The organism is Crossiella sp. SN42 (assembly GCF_023897065.1).
GTDB lineage: Bacteria > Actinomycetota > Actinomycetes > Mycobacteriales > Pseudonocardiaceae > Crossiella.
Genome location: NZ_JAMHIV010000014.1, coordinates 64,680 through 79,432 on the forward strand (window position 1 = coordinate 64,680; position 14,753 = coordinate 79,432).

The 14,753-nt window shown below is 70.0% G+C and carries 15 protein-coding genes, 1 tRNA gene and 1 pseudogene; 12 read left to right on the top strand and 5 right to left on the bottom strand.

Going from position 1 to position 14,753, the window contains the following annotated elements:
- Positions 1–23: 23 nt before the first annotated feature.
- Genes M8C13_RS18165 through M8C13_RS18180 form a run of 4 tightly spaced genes read left to right on the top strand, consistent with a single transcriptional unit; the run spans position 24 to position 3,959 of the window.
- The gene (locus M8C13_RS18165) at positions 24–728 is read left to right on the top strand and encodes an alpha/beta hydrolase (RefSeq protein ID WP_252481809.1); all 705 of its coding nucleotides are present in this window, start codon (positions 24–26) and stop codon (positions 726–728) included.
- On the top strand, positions 725–1,987 hold the full coding sequence (locus M8C13_RS18170; protein WP_252481810.1) for an NAD(P)/FAD-dependent oxidoreductase: 1,263 nt from the start codon (positions 725–727) through the stop codon (positions 1,985–1,987). Before M8C13_RS18165 ends, M8C13_RS18170 begins: the two co-directional genes overlap by 4 nt.
- Positions 1,981–2,706, top strand: coding sequence for a DUF1365 domain-containing protein (locus M8C13_RS18175; protein ID WP_252481950.1), 726 nt, complete (start codon positions 1,981–1,983; stop codon positions 2,704–2,706). The genes M8C13_RS18170 and M8C13_RS18175 overlap by 7 nt, the downstream gene beginning before the upstream one ends.
- Positions 2,703–3,959 carry a cyclopropane-fatty-acyl-phospholipid synthase family protein gene (locus M8C13_RS18180; RefSeq protein WP_252481811.1) on the top strand — a complete coding sequence of 419 codons (1,257 nt, stop codon included), beginning with the start codon at positions 2,703–2,705 and terminating at the stop codon, positions 3,957–3,959. Before M8C13_RS18175 ends, M8C13_RS18180 begins: the two co-directional genes overlap by 4 nt.
- On the opposite strand, the gene M8C13_RS18185 is transcribed toward M8C13_RS18180, so the two are convergent.
- Genes M8C13_RS18185 through M8C13_RS18195 form a run of 3 tightly spaced genes read right to left on the bottom strand, consistent with a single transcriptional unit; the run spans position 3,956 to position 6,495 of the window.
- Complete coding sequence (locus tag M8C13_RS18185; RefSeq protein WP_252481812.1) at positions 3,956–4,414, bottom strand: peroxiredoxin; 459 nt, start codon at positions 4,412–4,414, stop codon at positions 3,956–3,958. The two genes, M8C13_RS18180 and M8C13_RS18185, sit on opposite strands and share 4 nt — an antisense overlap.
- 12 nt (positions 4,415–4,426) lie before the next feature.
- Positions 4,427–5,215: a DUF1295 domain-containing protein gene (locus M8C13_RS18190; protein WP_252481813.1), complete on the bottom strand. Its 789-nt coding sequence runs from the start codon at positions 5,213–5,215 to the stop codon at positions 4,427–4,429.
- Entirely contained in the window at positions 5,212–6,495 is a 1,284-nt protein-coding gene (locus M8C13_RS18195; RefSeq protein ID WP_252481814.1) for a cyclopropane-fatty-acyl-phospholipid synthase family protein, read from the bottom strand. The genes M8C13_RS18190 and M8C13_RS18195 overlap by 4 nt, the downstream gene beginning before the upstream one ends.
- A gap of 185 nt (positions 6,496–6,680) precedes the next feature.
- Here M8C13_RS18195 and M8C13_RS18200 point away from each other — a divergent pair.
- The 3 genes from M8C13_RS18200 to M8C13_RS18210 all read left to right on the top strand — a co-directional run bounded on the left by M8C13_RS18200 (position 6,681) and on the right by M8C13_RS18210 (position 8,763).
- Positions 6,681–6,755: transfer RNA gene (locus tag M8C13_RS18200), tRNA-Ile, on the top strand.
- Between the two features lie 188 nt (positions 6,756–6,943).
- Entirely contained in the window at positions 6,944–8,146 is a 1,203-nt protein-coding gene (locus M8C13_RS18205; RefSeq protein ID WP_308202815.1) for a tyrosine-type recombinase/integrase, read from the top strand.
- A gap of 29 nt (positions 8,147–8,175) precedes the next feature.
- A complete protein-coding gene (locus M8C13_RS18210) occupies positions 8,176–8,763 on the top strand; it encodes an NUDIX domain-containing protein (protein WP_252481816.1) in 588 nt (195 codons plus the stop codon).
- Here the strand turns inward: M8C13_RS18210 and M8C13_RS18215 are convergent.
- Together M8C13_RS18215 and M8C13_RS18220 are read right to left on the bottom strand one after the other, a co-directional pair.
- On the bottom strand, positions 8,710–9,843 hold the full coding sequence (locus M8C13_RS18215; RefSeq protein ID WP_252481951.1) for a tetratricopeptide repeat protein: 1,134 nt from the start codon (positions 9,841–9,843) through the stop codon (positions 8,710–8,712). The two genes, M8C13_RS18210 and M8C13_RS18215, sit on opposite strands and share 54 nt — an antisense overlap.
- 180 nt (positions 9,844–10,023) lie before the next feature.
- Positions 10,024–10,389 carry an XRE family transcriptional regulator gene (locus tag M8C13_RS18220; RefSeq protein ID WP_252481817.1) on the bottom strand — a complete coding sequence of 122 codons (366 nt, stop codon included), beginning with the start codon at positions 10,387–10,389 and terminating at the stop codon, positions 10,024–10,026.
- Between the two features lie 168 nt (positions 10,390–10,557).
- On the opposite strand from M8C13_RS18220, the gene M8C13_RS18225 reads away from it, so the two are divergent.
- The 5 genes and pseudogenes from M8C13_RS18225 to M8C13_RS18245 all read left to right on the top strand — a co-directional run bounded on the left by M8C13_RS18225 (position 10,558) and on the right by M8C13_RS18245 (position 14,594).
- Positions 10,558–10,839: a helix-turn-helix domain-containing protein gene (locus M8C13_RS18225; protein WP_252481818.1), complete on the top strand. Its 282-nt coding sequence runs from the start codon at positions 10,558–10,560 to the stop codon at positions 10,837–10,839.
- Positions 10,836–11,189 (top strand): WhiB family transcriptional regulator, encoded by a 354-nt coding sequence (locus tag M8C13_RS18230; RefSeq protein ID WP_308202816.1) that lies wholly within the window; start codon positions 10,836–10,838, stop codon positions 11,187–11,189. Before M8C13_RS18225 ends, M8C13_RS18230 begins: the two co-directional genes overlap by 4 nt.
- Positions 11,186–11,515, top strand: a complete 330-nt coding sequence (locus M8C13_RS18235) for a hypothetical protein (RefSeq protein WP_252481819.1) — start codon at positions 11,186–11,188, stop codon at positions 11,513–11,515. The genes M8C13_RS18230 and M8C13_RS18235 overlap by 4 nt, the downstream gene beginning before the upstream one ends.
- Positions 11,512–12,378 (top strand): annotated as a pseudogene (locus M8C13_RS18240) (hypothetical protein). The gene M8C13_RS18235 and the pseudogene M8C13_RS18240 overlap by 4 nt, the downstream one beginning before the upstream one ends.
- Positions 12,379–12,422: 44 nt before the next feature.
- The gene (locus M8C13_RS18245; protein ID WP_252481953.1) at positions 12,423–14,594 is read left to right on the top strand and encodes an FtsK/SpoIIIE domain-containing protein; all 2,172 of its coding nucleotides are present in this window, start codon (positions 12,423–12,425) and stop codon (positions 14,592–14,594) included.
- Positions 14,595–14,753 lie beyond the last annotated feature (159 nt).

A 14,753-nucleotide genomic window follows, 5' to 3' on the forward strand; every position in this document is an offset into this window, starting at 1 on the left:
GGCGCCCGGGACGAACGACCGGTATGCCCCCAACTGCACGGGTGCGGGAGTGGCCGGTCCGGACTCCCCGCGCACTGGTCGTCCTGTTGCACGGCGGCCGTGAGCACAGCCACGGCCGCCCGCACCGGGGCCGCCTGACCTACCTGCGGATGCTGCCCTTCGCCAAGGAGCTGCACCGCGCGGGCGAGCGGCACGGCCTGCTGGTCTGGCTGCTGCGCTACCGCTTCCGCGGCTGGAACGCCCCCGAGCTGGACGCCGTCGCGGACGCCCGCTGGGCGCTCGCCCAGGCGCGGCAACGGCATCCGGGAGTGCCGGTGGTGCTCGTCGGCCACTCCATGGGCGGCCGGGCCGCGCTGCGGGTGGCCGACGATCCCGCGGTGCGCGGGGTCGCGGCGCTCGCGCCCTGGCTGCCTGCCGGCGAGCCGGTGGCCGACCTGGCCAGCACCTCGGTGCTCATCGCGCACGGGGACCGGGAGCGGTGGACCGATCCGAGGCTGTCCTTCGAGTACGCGGTGCGGGCCAGGGACCGGGCGGAGCGGGTCTGCCGGTTCGACGTGCACGGCGACAACCACGCCATGCTGCGCCGCGCGGCCGAGTGGACGGCGTTGGTGCGCCGGTTCGTCTTCGGCGTCCTGAGGATCGGTCCCTGGGACAGCGAACTGGCCAGGGCGTTCGCCCTGCCTGCGCCGGACGGGCTGCGCGTGCCGCTGGCGGGGGTGCGGGCGTGAGCCGGGCCAGCGTCGCCGTCATCGGCGCGGGGGTGGCCGGGCTGACCGCCGCCTACCTGCTGCAACGCCGCTTCGAGGTCACCCTGTTCGAGAAGGAGGACCGGCTCGGCGGGCACGCGCACACCCACGACCTGCCCACCCCCGACGGCAGGCTGGCCGCGGTGGACAGCGGGTTCATCGTGCACAACGAGCGGACCTATCCGAACCTGCTGCGGCTGTTCCGCGAGCTGGACGTGGCCACCCAGGACTCGGAGATGTCGATGAGCGTCTCCTGCGCGGGCTGCGGCCTGGAGTACGCGGGCGCGCGGCGGCTGCCCGGCCTGTTCGCCCAGCCCGGCAACCTGGGCAACCCGCGCTACCTGCGGATGCTGGCCGAGGTCAAGCGCTTCCACCGGCACGCGCGGCGGCTGCTGGCCGATGAGGACACCTGGGACGTCACCCTGGGCGCGTTCCTGGCCATCGGCGGCTACTCGCGCTACTTCGTCGAGCACTTCATGCTGCCGGTGGTCTCCGCGGTCTGGTCGGCGGGGCCGGAGCTCAGCCGCCAGTACCCGGCCCGCTACCTGTTCGAGTTCCTGCGCAACCACGGCCTGCTCTCCGTCGGCGGCAGCCACCAGTGGCGCACCGTGACCGGCGGCTCCCGGTCCTATGTGGAGCGTGCGGCGAAGAACCTGGCCGCGGTGCGCACCACCACCCCGGTGCGCGCGGTGCACCGCGGCCCGGACGGCGTGCTGGTCCGGGACGCCGACGACGAGCTGTACCCCTTCGACCGGGTGGTGCTGGCCACCCACGCCGACCAGGCGCTGGCCCTGCTGGCCGAGCCGAGCCCGGCCGAGCGGGCGGTGCTGGGCGCGTTCCGCTACTCCCGCAACGAGACCTGGCTGCACACCGACCCCGGCGTGCTGCCGCGTAGCGCCGCGGCCAGGGCGGCCTGGAACCTCCGCAAGCCCTCCTGCGCACCCGGCGGCGGCCCGGTGCTGGTCAGCTACCACATGAACCGGCTGATGCGGCTGGCCGAACCACTGGACTACCTGGTCACCCTCAACGCCGCCGAGGCCGTCCCCGAGCACGCGGTGCTGGCCAAGATGGTCTACGAGCACCCGGTCTACGCGCCGGAGTCCGTTGCGGCGCAACAACGTCTGCCCGAGCTGAACACCGGGGTGAGCGCGTTCGCCGGGGCCTACCACGGCTGGGGCTTCCACGAGGACGGCTGCGCCGCCGGGGTGCGCGCCGCGCTGGCGCTGGGCGTGCGCTGGTGACCGCGCTCTACGACGCCGAGGTGGTGCACGTGCGGCGGGAACGGGTGCACCGGGTGTTGCGGCACAAGGTTTACCTGTGGCTGGTCGACCTGGATCAGCTGCCCCGGCTGCCCTGGTGGCTGCGCCCGTTCGCCCGGTTCGAGGCCCGCGACCACCTGGGCTCGCCGGCGCGGACGATCAGGGCCAATGTGACCGATTTCCTGGCTGGGCGCGGAATAGAGCTGCGCGGCGGCCGGGTTGTCATGATGGCGAACGCACGGCTGCTCGGGCACGTGTTCAACCCGATCAGTGTCTTCTGGTGCCACCGCGAGGACGGTGCACTGGAGTGCGTGCTGGCCGAGGTGCACAACACCTACGGCGAACGACACTGCTACGTGCTGCACCCCGACGAGGACGGACGGGTTCAGGTGGACAAGGACTTCTACGTCTCCCCGTTCCTGCCCGTGGCCGGCCGCTACCAGATGCGGATCAGCCGACCGGGGGAGCGGGTAGCGGTCACGATCACCTTGCGCCAGCAGGGGAAACCCCCGTTCGTGGCAACCTTGCGCGGCCGGCGGCGTCCGGTCACTCCCGGTGTGCTGCTCGGTCTGCTGCTGCGGCGACCACTGCTCACCTATCGAGTGAGCGCGTTGATCCGGTGGCACGGCATAGCGCTGTGGCTGCGCCGGGTACCCGTGGTCCGCCGGCTCGCGCACGTTCCCCAGGAGGGCATCCAGTGACGACACTATCCGCCGGTCCAGACGCGCGAGCCGGGCTTGGCCGCCCGGCGGCGGACCGCTGGCCCGGACTGGCCACGCCGCCGGAGTCCCCGCTGCGCGCGTGGGTGGCCGAACGCCTGTTCCGGCACGCGGTGCGCGAGCTGCCGGTGCGGGTGCTGCTGGCAGGCGGCGAGCGCCTCGGCGCGGGTGGCCCGGCCGCGCCGGTCATGCGCGTGCTGCGGCCGAGGGACTTCTTCCACCGGCTCGGCGCGGACGCCAAGATCGGCTTCGGCGAGTCCTACCTGGCCGGTGACTGGACCGCCTCCGAACTGGCCGACCTGCTCACCCCGTTCGCCGCCCGGATGGCCCGGCTGGTCCCGCGCCCGCTGCAGGTGCTGCGGCGCTGGGTGGACCGCGCCCAGCCCAACGCGGAGAAGAACACCGTGAACGGCGCGCGGAAGAATATTCACCGGCACTACGACCTGTCGAACGAGCTGTTCAGCCTGTTCCTGGACCCCAGCATGACCTACTCCTCGGCCTGGTTCGCCGGCGAGGAGGACCTGGAGCAGGCCCAGCTGCGCAAGATCGACGGCATCCTGGACTACGCCGGGGTCAGGCCGGGCACCCGGCTGCTGGAGATCGGCACCGGCTGGGGCGCGCTGGCCATCCGGGCCGCCCGGCGCGGCGCCCAGGTCACCTCGCTGACCATCTCACCGGAGCAGAAACGGCTGGCCGAGCAGCGCATCGCCGAGGCCGGGCTGAGCGAGCGGATCACCGTGCGGCTGCAGGACTACCGGGAGGCCGAGGGCGGCTACGACGCGGTGGTCAGCGTGGAGATGATCGAGGCGGTCGGCCGGGAGTACTGGCCGGTGTACTTCCGCACGCTGAGCAGGCTGACCCGGCCCGGCGGGCGGGTGGCGATCCAGGCGATCACCATGCCGCACGAGCGGATGCTGGCCACCAGCGACAGCTACACCTGGATCCACAAGTACATCTTCCCCGGCGGCCTGCTCCCGTCCCTGGAGTCCATCGGGCGCAACGTGCGCGAGGACACCGAGCTGACCGGCGCCGGCCGCAGACCGCTGGGCCCGCACTACGCGCGGACCCTGCGGCTGTGGCGGGAACGGTTCCTGGCGAACTGGCCGCGGATCGAGCAGCTCGGCTTCGACCGCACGTTCCGCCGGATGTGGGAGTTCTACCTGGCCTACTCCGAGGCCGGGTTCCGCTCCGGCTACCTCAACGTGTGGCAGATCGCCTTGTCCCGCAAGGGTTAGGACTGGGTGTGCGCGCGGACGGCGGCCAGCGCCTCGTCCGCGTGCACGTTCATCCGCAGCTCGCTCTTGATCACCTTGAGCACCCTGCGGTCGGTGCCGATGACGAAGGTGTGCCGCTTGACCGCGAGCGGGCCGAACCGCCGGGCCACGCCGAACTGCTTGGCCACGGTCCGGTCCACATCGGAGAGCAGCGGGTAGTCGAAGGCGTTGGTCTCGGCGAACTGCCGCTGCTTGTCCACCGGGTCCGCGCTGATCCCGACCCGCTGCGCGCCGACGGCGGCGAACTCCGCGCCCAGATCGCGGAAGTGGCAGCTCTCCGCGGTGCAGCCCGAGGTCATCGCGGCCGGGTAGAAGAACAGCACCACCGGCCCCTCGGCCAGCAGCCCGCTGAGCGTGCGGGGCTTGCCGTCCTGGTCGGGCAGCTCGAAGTCGTCGACGAGGTCTCCGGCGTCCATGGGGTTCCTTCCTCAGACCTTCTTGGGCGGCAACGGGAAGAACCCGCTGGTCCGCCGCACGTAGTCACGGTATCCCGGCCGGGAGTCCAGCAGGTGCCGCTCCAGCAGCGCCTTGCCGGTCCGCTTGGTCAGAACGTAGGTCATCAGCAGCGGGGACAGCACGGTGGCCGCCCCGAGCCAGCTGTGGCAGGCCAGCAGGTACAGCCCCCACCAGACCGCGGCGTCGCCGAAGTAGTTGGGGTGCCTGGTGAACCGCCACAACCCGCGGTCCATGACCCGGCCCTTGTTGGCCGGATCGGCCTTGAACCGGGCCAGCTGCCGGTCGCCAATGGCCTCGAAGCCGAACCCGGCCAGCCAGACCAGCACACCGAGCACGGTCAGCGGCGCCAGCTCGGGCCGGACGTACTGCGCGGCCTGCACCGGCAGCGAGACGAACCACAGCACCGCGCCCTGCGGCAGGTAGACCCGGGTTACCAGGTGCGCCAACGGGTTTCCGGCGGCCCTGGCCATCAGCTCGACGTAACGCTTGTCCTCCGGCTGGCCCAGGTTGCGGCGCAGGATGTGCCAGGCCAGCCGCAGCCCCCACACCACGGTCAGCCCGGTGACCAGCACCCGCTGCCACAGCACGCCGTGCCCGGCCGAGAGCGCGAAGCTCACCAGCGCGACCGCCGCGAACCCCGCGCCCCAGAACGAGTCGATGATGTCGTACCGCCGCCGGGCCACCGAGACACCGAAGGTGATCGACAGCAGGACGACCAGGACGCCAAGGGAGATCAGCAGGTTGAGCGCGAACGGGCTCATCCGGCGATCCCCGCGGCGAGCAGTTGCTCCCGGGTGTCCGGCATGCCGCTGGTCCCGGCCGCGGTGGGCCGGACCGCGAGGATCTGGTCCACGCCCATCCGGTTCTCCGCGAAGGCCAGCGCCCCGCCCGCCAGGTAGAGCCGCCACACCCGAGCCTGCCCGGCACCGACCAGCCGGACGAACTCGTCCCAGCGCCGCTCCAGAGTGTCCGCCCAGGCGAGCACCGAACGCACGTAGTGCTCGCGCAGCGCCTGCACGTCCCGCACCTCAAAACCGGCCTGCGCCAAGGCATCCACCGTCTGCCCGACCGGTCGCATGGTCATGTCCGGCGCCACGTAGCGCTCGATGAAGGCCCCGCCACCGGGCGCCACCGCGCCGCGCGACATCTGCTGCAACAGCAGCCGCCCCTCGGGCCGGGTCATCCGGAACAGCGTCGCGGCGTAGGTGGCGTAGTTGACCGCGCCCACGTGCTCGCCCATCTCGATCGAGGCCACCGCGTCAAAAGGCTCACCGGCCAGCTCCCGGTAGTCCCGCACCCGCACCTCGACCAGCTCACCCAGCCCCCGCTCGACGATCCGCTCCCGCACGAACTCACCCTGCCGCGCCGACAACGTGATCCCCGTGGCCCGGACGCCGTAGTGCTCGGCCGCGAACAGGATCAACGACCCCCACCCGCACCCGACGTCCAACAGCCGCATTCCCGGCCGCAGCCCCAGTTTCCGGCACACCAGGTCGAGCTTGTCCCGCTGCGCGTCGGCATGGGAGTAGGTGGCGGCGTCCGAGGTCCAGTACCCACACGAGTAGGCCAGCCGCGGATCCAGCAACGCCTGGTAGAACTCGTTCCCCAGGTCGTAGTGATGCGCCACCGCCGCCCGGTCCCGGCCCTTGGTGTGCACCCGGCCCCGCAGCCGAGCCTCCTCCGCAGGCGGTTCCGGCCGCCATCCCAGTACGCCCAGCCGGGCTGCTGCCAGCGCCGCCCGGCTCCGTTGCCGCAAACCGATCCGCACCCGCCCGCGCTCCCGCGCCCAGGCCCATGCCCGTCGCAAGCCGTCGTGGAGATCGCCTTCGACGTCGATCTCGCCGGCTACGAACGCCCGCGCGAAGCCCAGCTCCGACGGGTCCCACACCAGCCGCCGCAACCCCATCGGTGACCGCAACACCACTACCGGTCCGTCGGGTGGGCCGGTCTCGCTGCCGTCCCAGGCCCGGATGCGGACGGGCGACTCCGCTCCCAGGACATCCGCCAGCAGGTTGCCCAGGGTTGTTGCCACGTCCGTCATCGCTACCTCCGGTTGGAGTTGAGGGGGACCGGAAGGGGTTCGCGCGGGGCGGGGATTCGGATCGGTGGATGTGGGCTGGATCACTTGCCGGGGGCGGGGTGGGTGTGCGTGGGTTCGCGTCCGGGCGGTCGTGCGGCGTTGGTAGGGTGATCCGCATCCCATCCCGGGTGCGGCGGACGTCGCTGGGGGCAGTAGCTCAGCTGGTCAGAGCAGCAGACTCATAATCTGTCAGGTCGTGGGTTCGAGCCCCACCTGCCCCACAGGTTTGAGCAGCCAAAACTCCGCAAACAAGATCGCATTGGGCGATCTTTGTCCATGTTGCTGTCCACGAACAAGCTCGTACGCTGGGCTTATGCCGACTTCGGAACCCAGCGAGCTACGGCCACGGGGCAACATCCGGGCGCGTGGCAACTCACTCCAGGTCCGCGTGTACTCAGGCGTCGACCCCGTGACGGGCAAGCCCGTCTACGCGACGGAGACGGTCAAGGGGACCGACACGGCGGCGCGCAGGAAGGCAGACAAGGCGCTGACCAAGTTGCTCGCTCAGGTGGAGTCCCAGCGTGCGCCGAGTTCCACCGTGACGTTCGGGTACACGCTCGACGAATGGCTGCCGAAGGCGGACATCGAAGACGACACCCGCGAGATGTACCGGGGTTACATCGAGCGTTCCATTCGGCCGGTTCTGGGTGATGTTCCGGTCAGCAAGCTGAACGCGCGGGCACTCGAATCCCTGTACGCGGAGTTGCGCCGGTGCCGGGTCCGCTGTGACCGGAAGCTGTACATCGAGAAGCACACCAAGGATGGGCCGCACGACTGCAAGGCATCGAAGTGCAAGCCCCATGTCTGCCGACCGCTTGCCAAGTCGAGCGTCCGGCAAATCCACGCGATCATCAGTGGTGCGTTGAACGCGGCCGTTCGGTGGGACTGGATCTCAACCAGTCCGGCGAAGGTGGCGCAGAAACCGAAGCAGCAGCCGCCTCAGCCGCAGCCACCGTCAGTCACGGAGGCCGCGCGTCTGGTCGACGAGGCATTCCGCATGGATGGTGAGGACAACGATGACTGGGGAACGCTCGTCTGGCTCGTAATGACGACCGGTATCCGGCGCGGCGAAGTGTGCGCGCTTCGCTGGTCGCGGATCGACCTGGACGAAGGGATCATCGAGGTCCGCCGGAGCTACTCGCTACGCGCGGGTGTCGGCAAGGAGAAGGACACCAAGACGCACCAGATGCGCCGGATCGCGCTCGACACCGAAACCACGGTGCTGCTCCGCGAGCACAAGGAACGGGCTCGCGCCAAGTTCGCGGTGCTCGGCATCGACTTGACCGACGACATGTACGTGTTCACCGGTATCCGCGACCCCGACCCGTACAAGCCTTACTCCCCGCACGCCGTATCGAGCCGGTACAAGGAAATGGCGAAGCGGCTGAACATCGACACCCACCTGCACTCGCTACGGCACTACTCGGCAACCGAGTTGCTGACCGCCGGTATCGACCTGCGCACTGTCGCCGGACGCCTCGGCCACGGTGGCGGCGGCGCGACCACGCTCAAGGTCTACGCGGCTTGGGTGGCTGCCTCCGATCGCAAGGCGGCCGAGATCCTAGGCTCCCGTATGCCCAAGCGTGCGCCGAAACCTGACACGTCCGTGTGACCCGCCGCGTTCCTCCGTAGGCTGCTCCCGTGACTGAGGAGCGCGGCGCGTGGAAGACCTTCGGTGAGCGGATCATCTATGACAACCGGTGGGTGAAGCTCGGCCTCGTCGACGTCGAGGCACCCAACGGCGAGCGGTGGGACTACCACGTCGTTCACCTAGGCCGGATCGCGATTGCCTTGATCGTCGACGACCAGGACCGGGCGTTGATGTTGTGGCGCTACCGGTTCGCCACCGACCAGTGGGGCTACGAACTGCTCGGTGGGCTCGTCGACGACGGCGAGGAAGCCGCCGTTACGGCAGCCAGGGAGGCGGCCGAGGAGAGCGGCTGGCAGCCCATCGGCGAGCCCGAGCACCTGATCAGCTTCGAGCCGCTGCCGGGGCAGACCACGGCACCCATGGACGTGTACCTGTGGCGCAACGCCGAGTGCATCGGCGAGCCGACCGACACCGAAGAGGCCGGGCGCGTGGAGTGGGTGCCGCTGAGCCGAGTGCGGGAATTGGCTCAGCGTAAGGAACTTCTCGGCTCTGGAACCCTCGTCGCGTTGCTGTACTACCTGACCTCATACGACCCCTCGGAAGCCTCCCGGGAGGACGAGGCGACCGAGTCGCCGTAGTTGCCGGTCGGACTTGATCTGTGAGCCGAGACGTCGCGCCTGCCGGGAGTGGTCGAGCGCGGCGTCACGGTCGCCTACCGCCGCGTAGGCGAAGGCGAGATCGACCAGCATCCCGGTACGGGCGCGGATGAACTCGACGGGCAGACGAGGCAGAGCCTCATGCAGGTGCGTGATGGCGTCCGGCTCGCCGAGACGGGCAAGGGCATGGCCACGCCACCGGTCCAGGTGTGCGCCAGCGAGGAACAGGAACGGCAACGCGGGGTCGACCGGATCGGATGGCAAGAGGGTCCGGGCGGCGTCGAACGCGCGGAGCGCCTCGGCTCGACGACCTGCGGCCGCGAGTCCTTCCCCGTGTGCGGCGGCCAGCCACGCGTTCAGCAGTGGCGGTACCGCGCGACCTGCGAGCGTGCGCGCCTCGGCCAACTGCTCGACGGCACGCCCCGTCTCGCCTAGATCGATCAGAACGAACGCCTGTTCGGCCGTGGCGTGCGCCAACAGTGCGGGGGAGTCGGCTTCCCGCGCGGCGGCTCGCGCGCGCTCGTAGTGGTTCCATGCCTGCCCGACCGCATTGCGGTCGAGCGACTCCCAACCGGCCAATGTGGACGCTTCGGTCAGCACACCGGCCAGAGCCGCGCGAAGTCCCTGAGCGGCCCCGTGCCGCAGTGTGGTCTCAACCTCCTCGATGCTGCTTCGGAGCTGATCAAGCAGCGTGACCCCGCCGAACCGACGATCGCGGTGACGAACGTCATTGACCTGCCGCCGGAACACCTCGACCGTCTCAGCGTCGACCCTCCGAGCCACGATCAGCCGGTTCCGCAACTCCTCGGCCTCGTCGTCGATCAGCTCCGGCGGGAACCCGAGTTCCTCGTTCGTCCGGCCGTAGACGTCGCGGAACAGACGTTGATACGGCTCGCTCACCGCCTCGTGGCCGTTCTCCCAACGGGACAGCTTCGTTTTCAAGCTGGTCGCCGTCATGACGGCCAATCCGAGCGCTGACGCGCGGGAGAGAACCAACTTGATGACCGCTTCGGCGGAGTAGCCAAGTTGGTGCCGAACTGCGCGAAGCCTGGTTGTCACCATCATTCGCCCCGGGTGGGATAACCGGGCTGACCTGGGAAGTTATTCGAGGTTAACGGGTTCCGGGTTAACCGGCGCCAACTGTGGAAACGTGCCGAACTGCCGTTCTCTGTTGGCATGGAAGCAAACAGCGAAGTCCGGATGACCGGCGCGAAATGCCGGACACCACGGGTCGCCCCGCGACTAACCGGGGCGGTCGTCGGCCTCACCCCGGGCGGTCAGGTTCGCGTTGATCTCGTCGAGTCGGTCGACGATCTCGCTGAGCCGATCCTCGATCGCCGACAGGCGGTCCGAGACCTGCTGCTCAGCCGTGGGCGGCAGTTTCCCGCCGTGCAGGACCCGGCTGAGGTGCTGCGGGTCCCACTCCAGGGCTGCGGAGAGCGCTTCGAGCGTTCGGGCGCTCCGCCGACGTTGGACGGTGTTGTACTGCAACTCGCGGATGATCGCCTGCGAAACGTGCGCCCGCTCCGCCACCGCGCGCTGAAGTACCCCGAGCTGCTCAATGCGCTCGTCGATCGCCTTCGCGACCGCCGCCCAGTCCTCCGACACCTATTCCTCCGGGGTCCGCCTTAGCGCCGAGATTAGCCGGACCGCGGTTTCGGCGGGCGCAGTCGAGTGCACGTGCCCGCGAATGGGGCACCCCATGCCTACTCCGGAGCTGAAAGCGGCTCTGTAGAGCTGAAATAGTCTTTCGTGTCGAATTTAAGGAATTCCGCAATGAGTACCGCTATGCCTGCTGCCGGGAAACCGGCCTTCTACACGGTGCGGGAGGCCGCGCGAATCCTGCGCGTCGACCCCGCCACGCTTTACCGGGCGATCCGGGAAGACGCCTTCCCTGCCGTCCGCGTCCGAACCCGCTACGTCGTGCCCGCCGTCGCGCTGGACAAGCTGGTCAACGAGGCCACCGAGTCCGGCGGCTGTGTCGACGTCGCCGGGATGGCCGCCGAACGCCGCACCGCCCGTGAGGTGGCTCGGCTGACCGGGGGTGCGTCGTGGTGAACGAGCACTTCGAGGAGATGGCGGCCGAGTTGGACCGGTACGCCACCGTGCCGGACGACGTGTTGTTGGACGTCGTGACCCGTGATGGAGCCTGCATGTGGCTCTACACCAACGAAAAGGAGCCTGACTGGGCCGGGAACGACCTGACTGACCGGGAGTTGGCCGCGCGGATCTGCGCGGGATGCCCGGTCCGCCGTGAGTGCTTGGAACTGGAGTTGCGGACCGCTGGTCCGGCAACGGCCGGGGTGTGGGGGGCGCTGTCGGATGAGGACCGCCGCGCGCTGCATCCGGTGTGGGCTGCTCGCCGTCGTGACGCTCAGTCCGATGTGGACGGAGGGCGGTCGGCATGACGATCGAGCTGACTCCGACACAGATCCTTATCGGTGTGGGTGTGGTGCTGGTGCTGTTCCTGGTGTGGCGGGCCAGTGCCCGCCGGAGGAGGGCTGCGGCCGACGCTGCTCGGGTGAGTGCTCGGCTGCTGTCGCTGACCGGCCGCGTGCTGGTGCAGGCCGGATTCATCGTCGGGGTGCAGTGGGTGGTGATCACGCAGCAGGTCAGTACGACGTTCCTGTTGGTGGTGCTGAGCGTGCCCGCGTTGTTCGCCGCCCACACCCTGACCAAGGCGCTGACTGTGACCACGGTGGACAGCCCGCGGAACAAGGGTGAGCGGCGATGACCAGCGCCGATGCCCCGGTGCGGGGAAGGGTGGCCGCCTCCGGGTGGCCACCCGCCACCCCTGCGGATCAGCTGTCCCGCGCGGAGCTGCTCGCGCGGGAGGCGGCCGAGGCCGCAGAAGTGCGGGCCTACCAGACCCACCCGGACATGGTGGCTCTGCGGGTGGAACGGGTCCGGGCCGAGGTCGACCGGCTGTGCTGGGCCGGGATCGTGCTCGGGCTGGCCTTCACCATGACCAACGTGCAGCACTTCGCCGCCGGTGGCGCGGCGGCGTGGTCACTGCCCTGGTTGGCGGCGTGGCTGCTGGACCCCACGGTGTCGCTGGTGCTGCTGGCGATCCTGCGCGCGGAGCAGGTGACCGCCCGGTACCGGGTGCCCACGGGGCCGTGGACGCGGCGGGCGAAGTGGTTCACCTTGGCGGCTACCTAGGTGATGAACACCTGGGCCTCCTACGCGGCAGGGTCGCTGTCCGGGGTCGTGCTGCATTCGGTGCCGCCGTTGGTGGTGTTCGTGGCGGCGGAGGCGGTCACCGATCTGCGGGACAAGCTGACCGAGGCCGTGACCGCCGCGTTCACCGAGGCTCGCCGCCGGGGTGCTCCGCCGGAGTCGGTGAACGCCGAACCGGGCGTTCATGAACCCGTGCAAACGGCCCGCCGGGGCAAGCCCGGCAACGGCCGGAAGTCCTTCGCCGAGTACCTCACTGAGGCGCGTGCGGCGTGGACTCCGGCGGTGGTGGTGACTCCCGCGTGGGTCAGGGAGGTCACCAGTTGTTCACGTGGCCTGTCTTCCCGGCTGGCCGCCACACTCGTCGCCGAGGTCGGCGAGCGGCACGCCCCGGTGGATGGGGGAGGTGAGCGGCTGTGAACGGTCACGACGAGGTGCCCGTGAACGGTGCCGTCCCGCAGGCGATGAACGGTTCGGTGGCGGTGCGCGTGGCCGGTCAGGATGTGGCGACGGTCCCGCCGGTGCTCGACGGTGAGTTGGTCGACGAGACGACGGCGGGGCGGGTGCCGTGGCGGCGCCGGTTGGCCATGTGGTGGCGGCAGTCGCCCCGGGTGCCGATGGCGTTCAAGAGCCGCAGCCATGCCAAGCAGGCGGCGAAGGATCTCGCCGTCGCGTTGCTGCGGTCGCCGTTTCGGTGCCTGCGGGCCGTGGCACGGGGGCTCGTGGTGGCGGTGCGGTGGTGGCGCGCGTGGGTGAAGGTCGCGGACTACCGGGAGGCGGCCGAGCAGTCGGAGAAGCTGGCCGACAAGTTCGGCGACATCCGGGCGCTGACGTTGTTCCGGTGGAAGGTCACCGGAGTCGTGACCGGTGTCGTCGCGGCCGTGGTCGCGGTGGTCCACCTGCTCTACGGCAACGATCCGCTGTGGATCGCCGCCGGGGTCGGTTCCGTGGCCGCCGCGATCCTGGGCCGCCGTAAGGATGGCAGTCCTGGGCGCAAGCCGGTGCTGGCCGGTCCGCGCACGCTGACCTGGACGATGGACCCGCAGGTGCTTGTCGACGCCTTCCGGGACGCCAAGCTGATCGGCAAGGACGAGACACTGCGGCTGGTCGAGCGCGCCCGCCGGATCGGGGAGGGCTGGGCCGTCACGGTCGACCTGCCCGCGACCCGCAAGGCCGCCGATGTGGTCAAGAACCGGGAGGCGCTCGCCTCCGCGCTCGCCGTCGATGAGGTGCAACTCAATGTCGAGCGGGTGCGCGGCAACGGCGGCCACGCCGGACGGGTGGCCTTGTGGGTGGCCGACACCGACCCCTACGTCACGCCCCCGGTCCGGACACCGCTGCTGGCGGTGCAGCGCTGGGACGCGTGGCGGCCGGTGCCCTTCGGCCGCGACGCACGCGGGCGGCGGATCGACCTGCCGTTGGTGTGGACCTCGCTGCTGATCGGCGCGATTCCCAGACAAGGCAAGACCATGGCCGCCCGGCTGGCCGCCGCCGGCCTGATTCTGGACCCCTACTGCCGGCTGTACCTGGCCGACTTCAAGGGAGGCAAGGACTGGGAGGCCGCCCGAGCGGTGGCGCACCGGTTCATGGCCGGTGACGAGAGCGCGCACGTCCTGGCCCTCGTCGACTGGCTCGTCGAGCTGGTCGCCGAAGTCCAGGGCCGCTATGCGCGGATGCGGGACCTCGACGACCTGACGTGTCCGGAGTCCAAGGTCACCCCGGATATGTCACGCGACTCCGAGTTGGACATGCCGGTGACCGCGATCGTCATCGACGAGGTTCAGGTACCGCTAGAGGACCGCACACCTGTTGTGGTGCAAGGGAAACGGCTCACCGCGGGCGAGTACATCGGCGAGCTTCTCACCTGGTTGGCGAAGAAGGGACCGGCCGCTGGGATCGTGCTCGTGCTCGCGACTCAGCGGCCGGACAGCAAGACCATCCCGTCCGGTCTGCGTGCGGTGCTCGGCTCCCGGTTCGCCCTGCGGGTCATGGACTGGCGGGACAGCAACATCGTGTTGGGGGAGCAGATGAACACCCGGGGCTATGACAGCAGTCGCCTGCTTCCCTCCCACAAGGGTGTGGGCATCCTGCGCCCGGACGGCGAAACCCACGCCGGGGCCGACGTGCTCGCGCTGACCGTGCGGACGTTCTACATGCCCAACGAGGATTGGAAGGAGATCAACCAGAAGGGCCGCGCCCTGCGGGAGGCCGAGCGGACGCTAACCGGTCACGCGGCCGGACAGGACACCGCCCCAGTGCTCGACCACGCCGCCGTCGCCAAAGCGATTGGCACGGGGACGAGGCAGGCGGCCGAGGCTGCGCCCGTGGTCGAGTTGCCGGAGCCGCTGGCGTCCGTTGTGGACTACCTCGGAGACGATCTCGACGAGGGTGGCCGGGGGTTCGTGCCAACTGCCGAACTGGTCGAGGCACTCGATGTCGACCCGACGATGTTCGGACGGCAGATGGGAGAGCTGAACTGCCGCCCGGACCGCAAGCGGGTGCCAGCCGAGGATGGCACCGTGCGGCAGGTGCGCGGCTACCTCACCGCCGATCTCCGGGCCGCCGTCGACGCCTGCCGGGCGGCCGAGGGTGAAGGGGGGATCGTCGACGCTGACGTGATCGAGGATGAGGACTGACCCGTCACAACCCGCCCTGTGCGCCCGTCACGCCGTCACAACCGGTGTGACGGGCGCACAGGGGTATCGACGTGGGGAAACGCCCGTTGTGACAGCCGTGACGGCTGCTCACTGACCCGTCACCCCGTCACAGACGCCCTCTGACACGGCAACGAGGAA

What these genes read in the sequence shown, in the direction of transcription:
- M8C13_RS18165 (WP_252481809.1), top strand. Translation starts at nt 24, where the DNA reads ATGCCCCCAACTGCACGGGTGCGGGAGTGGCCGGTCCGGACTCCCCGC.
- M8C13_RS18185 (WP_252481812.1), bottom strand. Translation starts at nt 4,414, where the DNA reads ATGGACGCCGGAGACCTCGTCGACGACTTCGAGCTGCCCGACCAGGAC.
- M8C13_RS18190 (WP_252481813.1), bottom strand. Translation starts at nt 5,215, where the DNA reads ATGAGCCCGTTCGCGCTCAACCTGCTGATCTCCCTTGGCGTCCTGGTC.
- M8C13_RS18195 (WP_252481814.1), bottom strand. Translation starts at nt 6,495, where the DNA reads ATGACGGACGTGGCAACAACCCTGGGCAACCTGCTGGCGGATGTCCTG.
- M8C13_RS18215 (WP_252481951.1), bottom strand. Translation starts at nt 9,843, where the DNA reads ATGGTGACAACCAGGCTTCGCGCAGTTCGGCACCAACTTGGCTACTCC.
- M8C13_RS18225 (WP_252481818.1), top strand. Translation starts at nt 10,558, where the DNA reads ATGAGTACCGCTATGCCTGCTGCCGGGAAACCGGCCTTCTACACGGTG.
- M8C13_RS18235 (WP_252481819.1), top strand. Translation starts at nt 11,186, where the DNA reads ATGACGATCGAGCTGACTCCGACACAGATCCTTATCGGTGTGGGTGTG.
- M8C13_RS18245 (WP_252481953.1), top strand. Translation starts at nt 12,423, where the DNA reads ATGAACGGTTCGGTGGCGGTGCGCGTGGCCGGTCAGGATGTGGCGACG.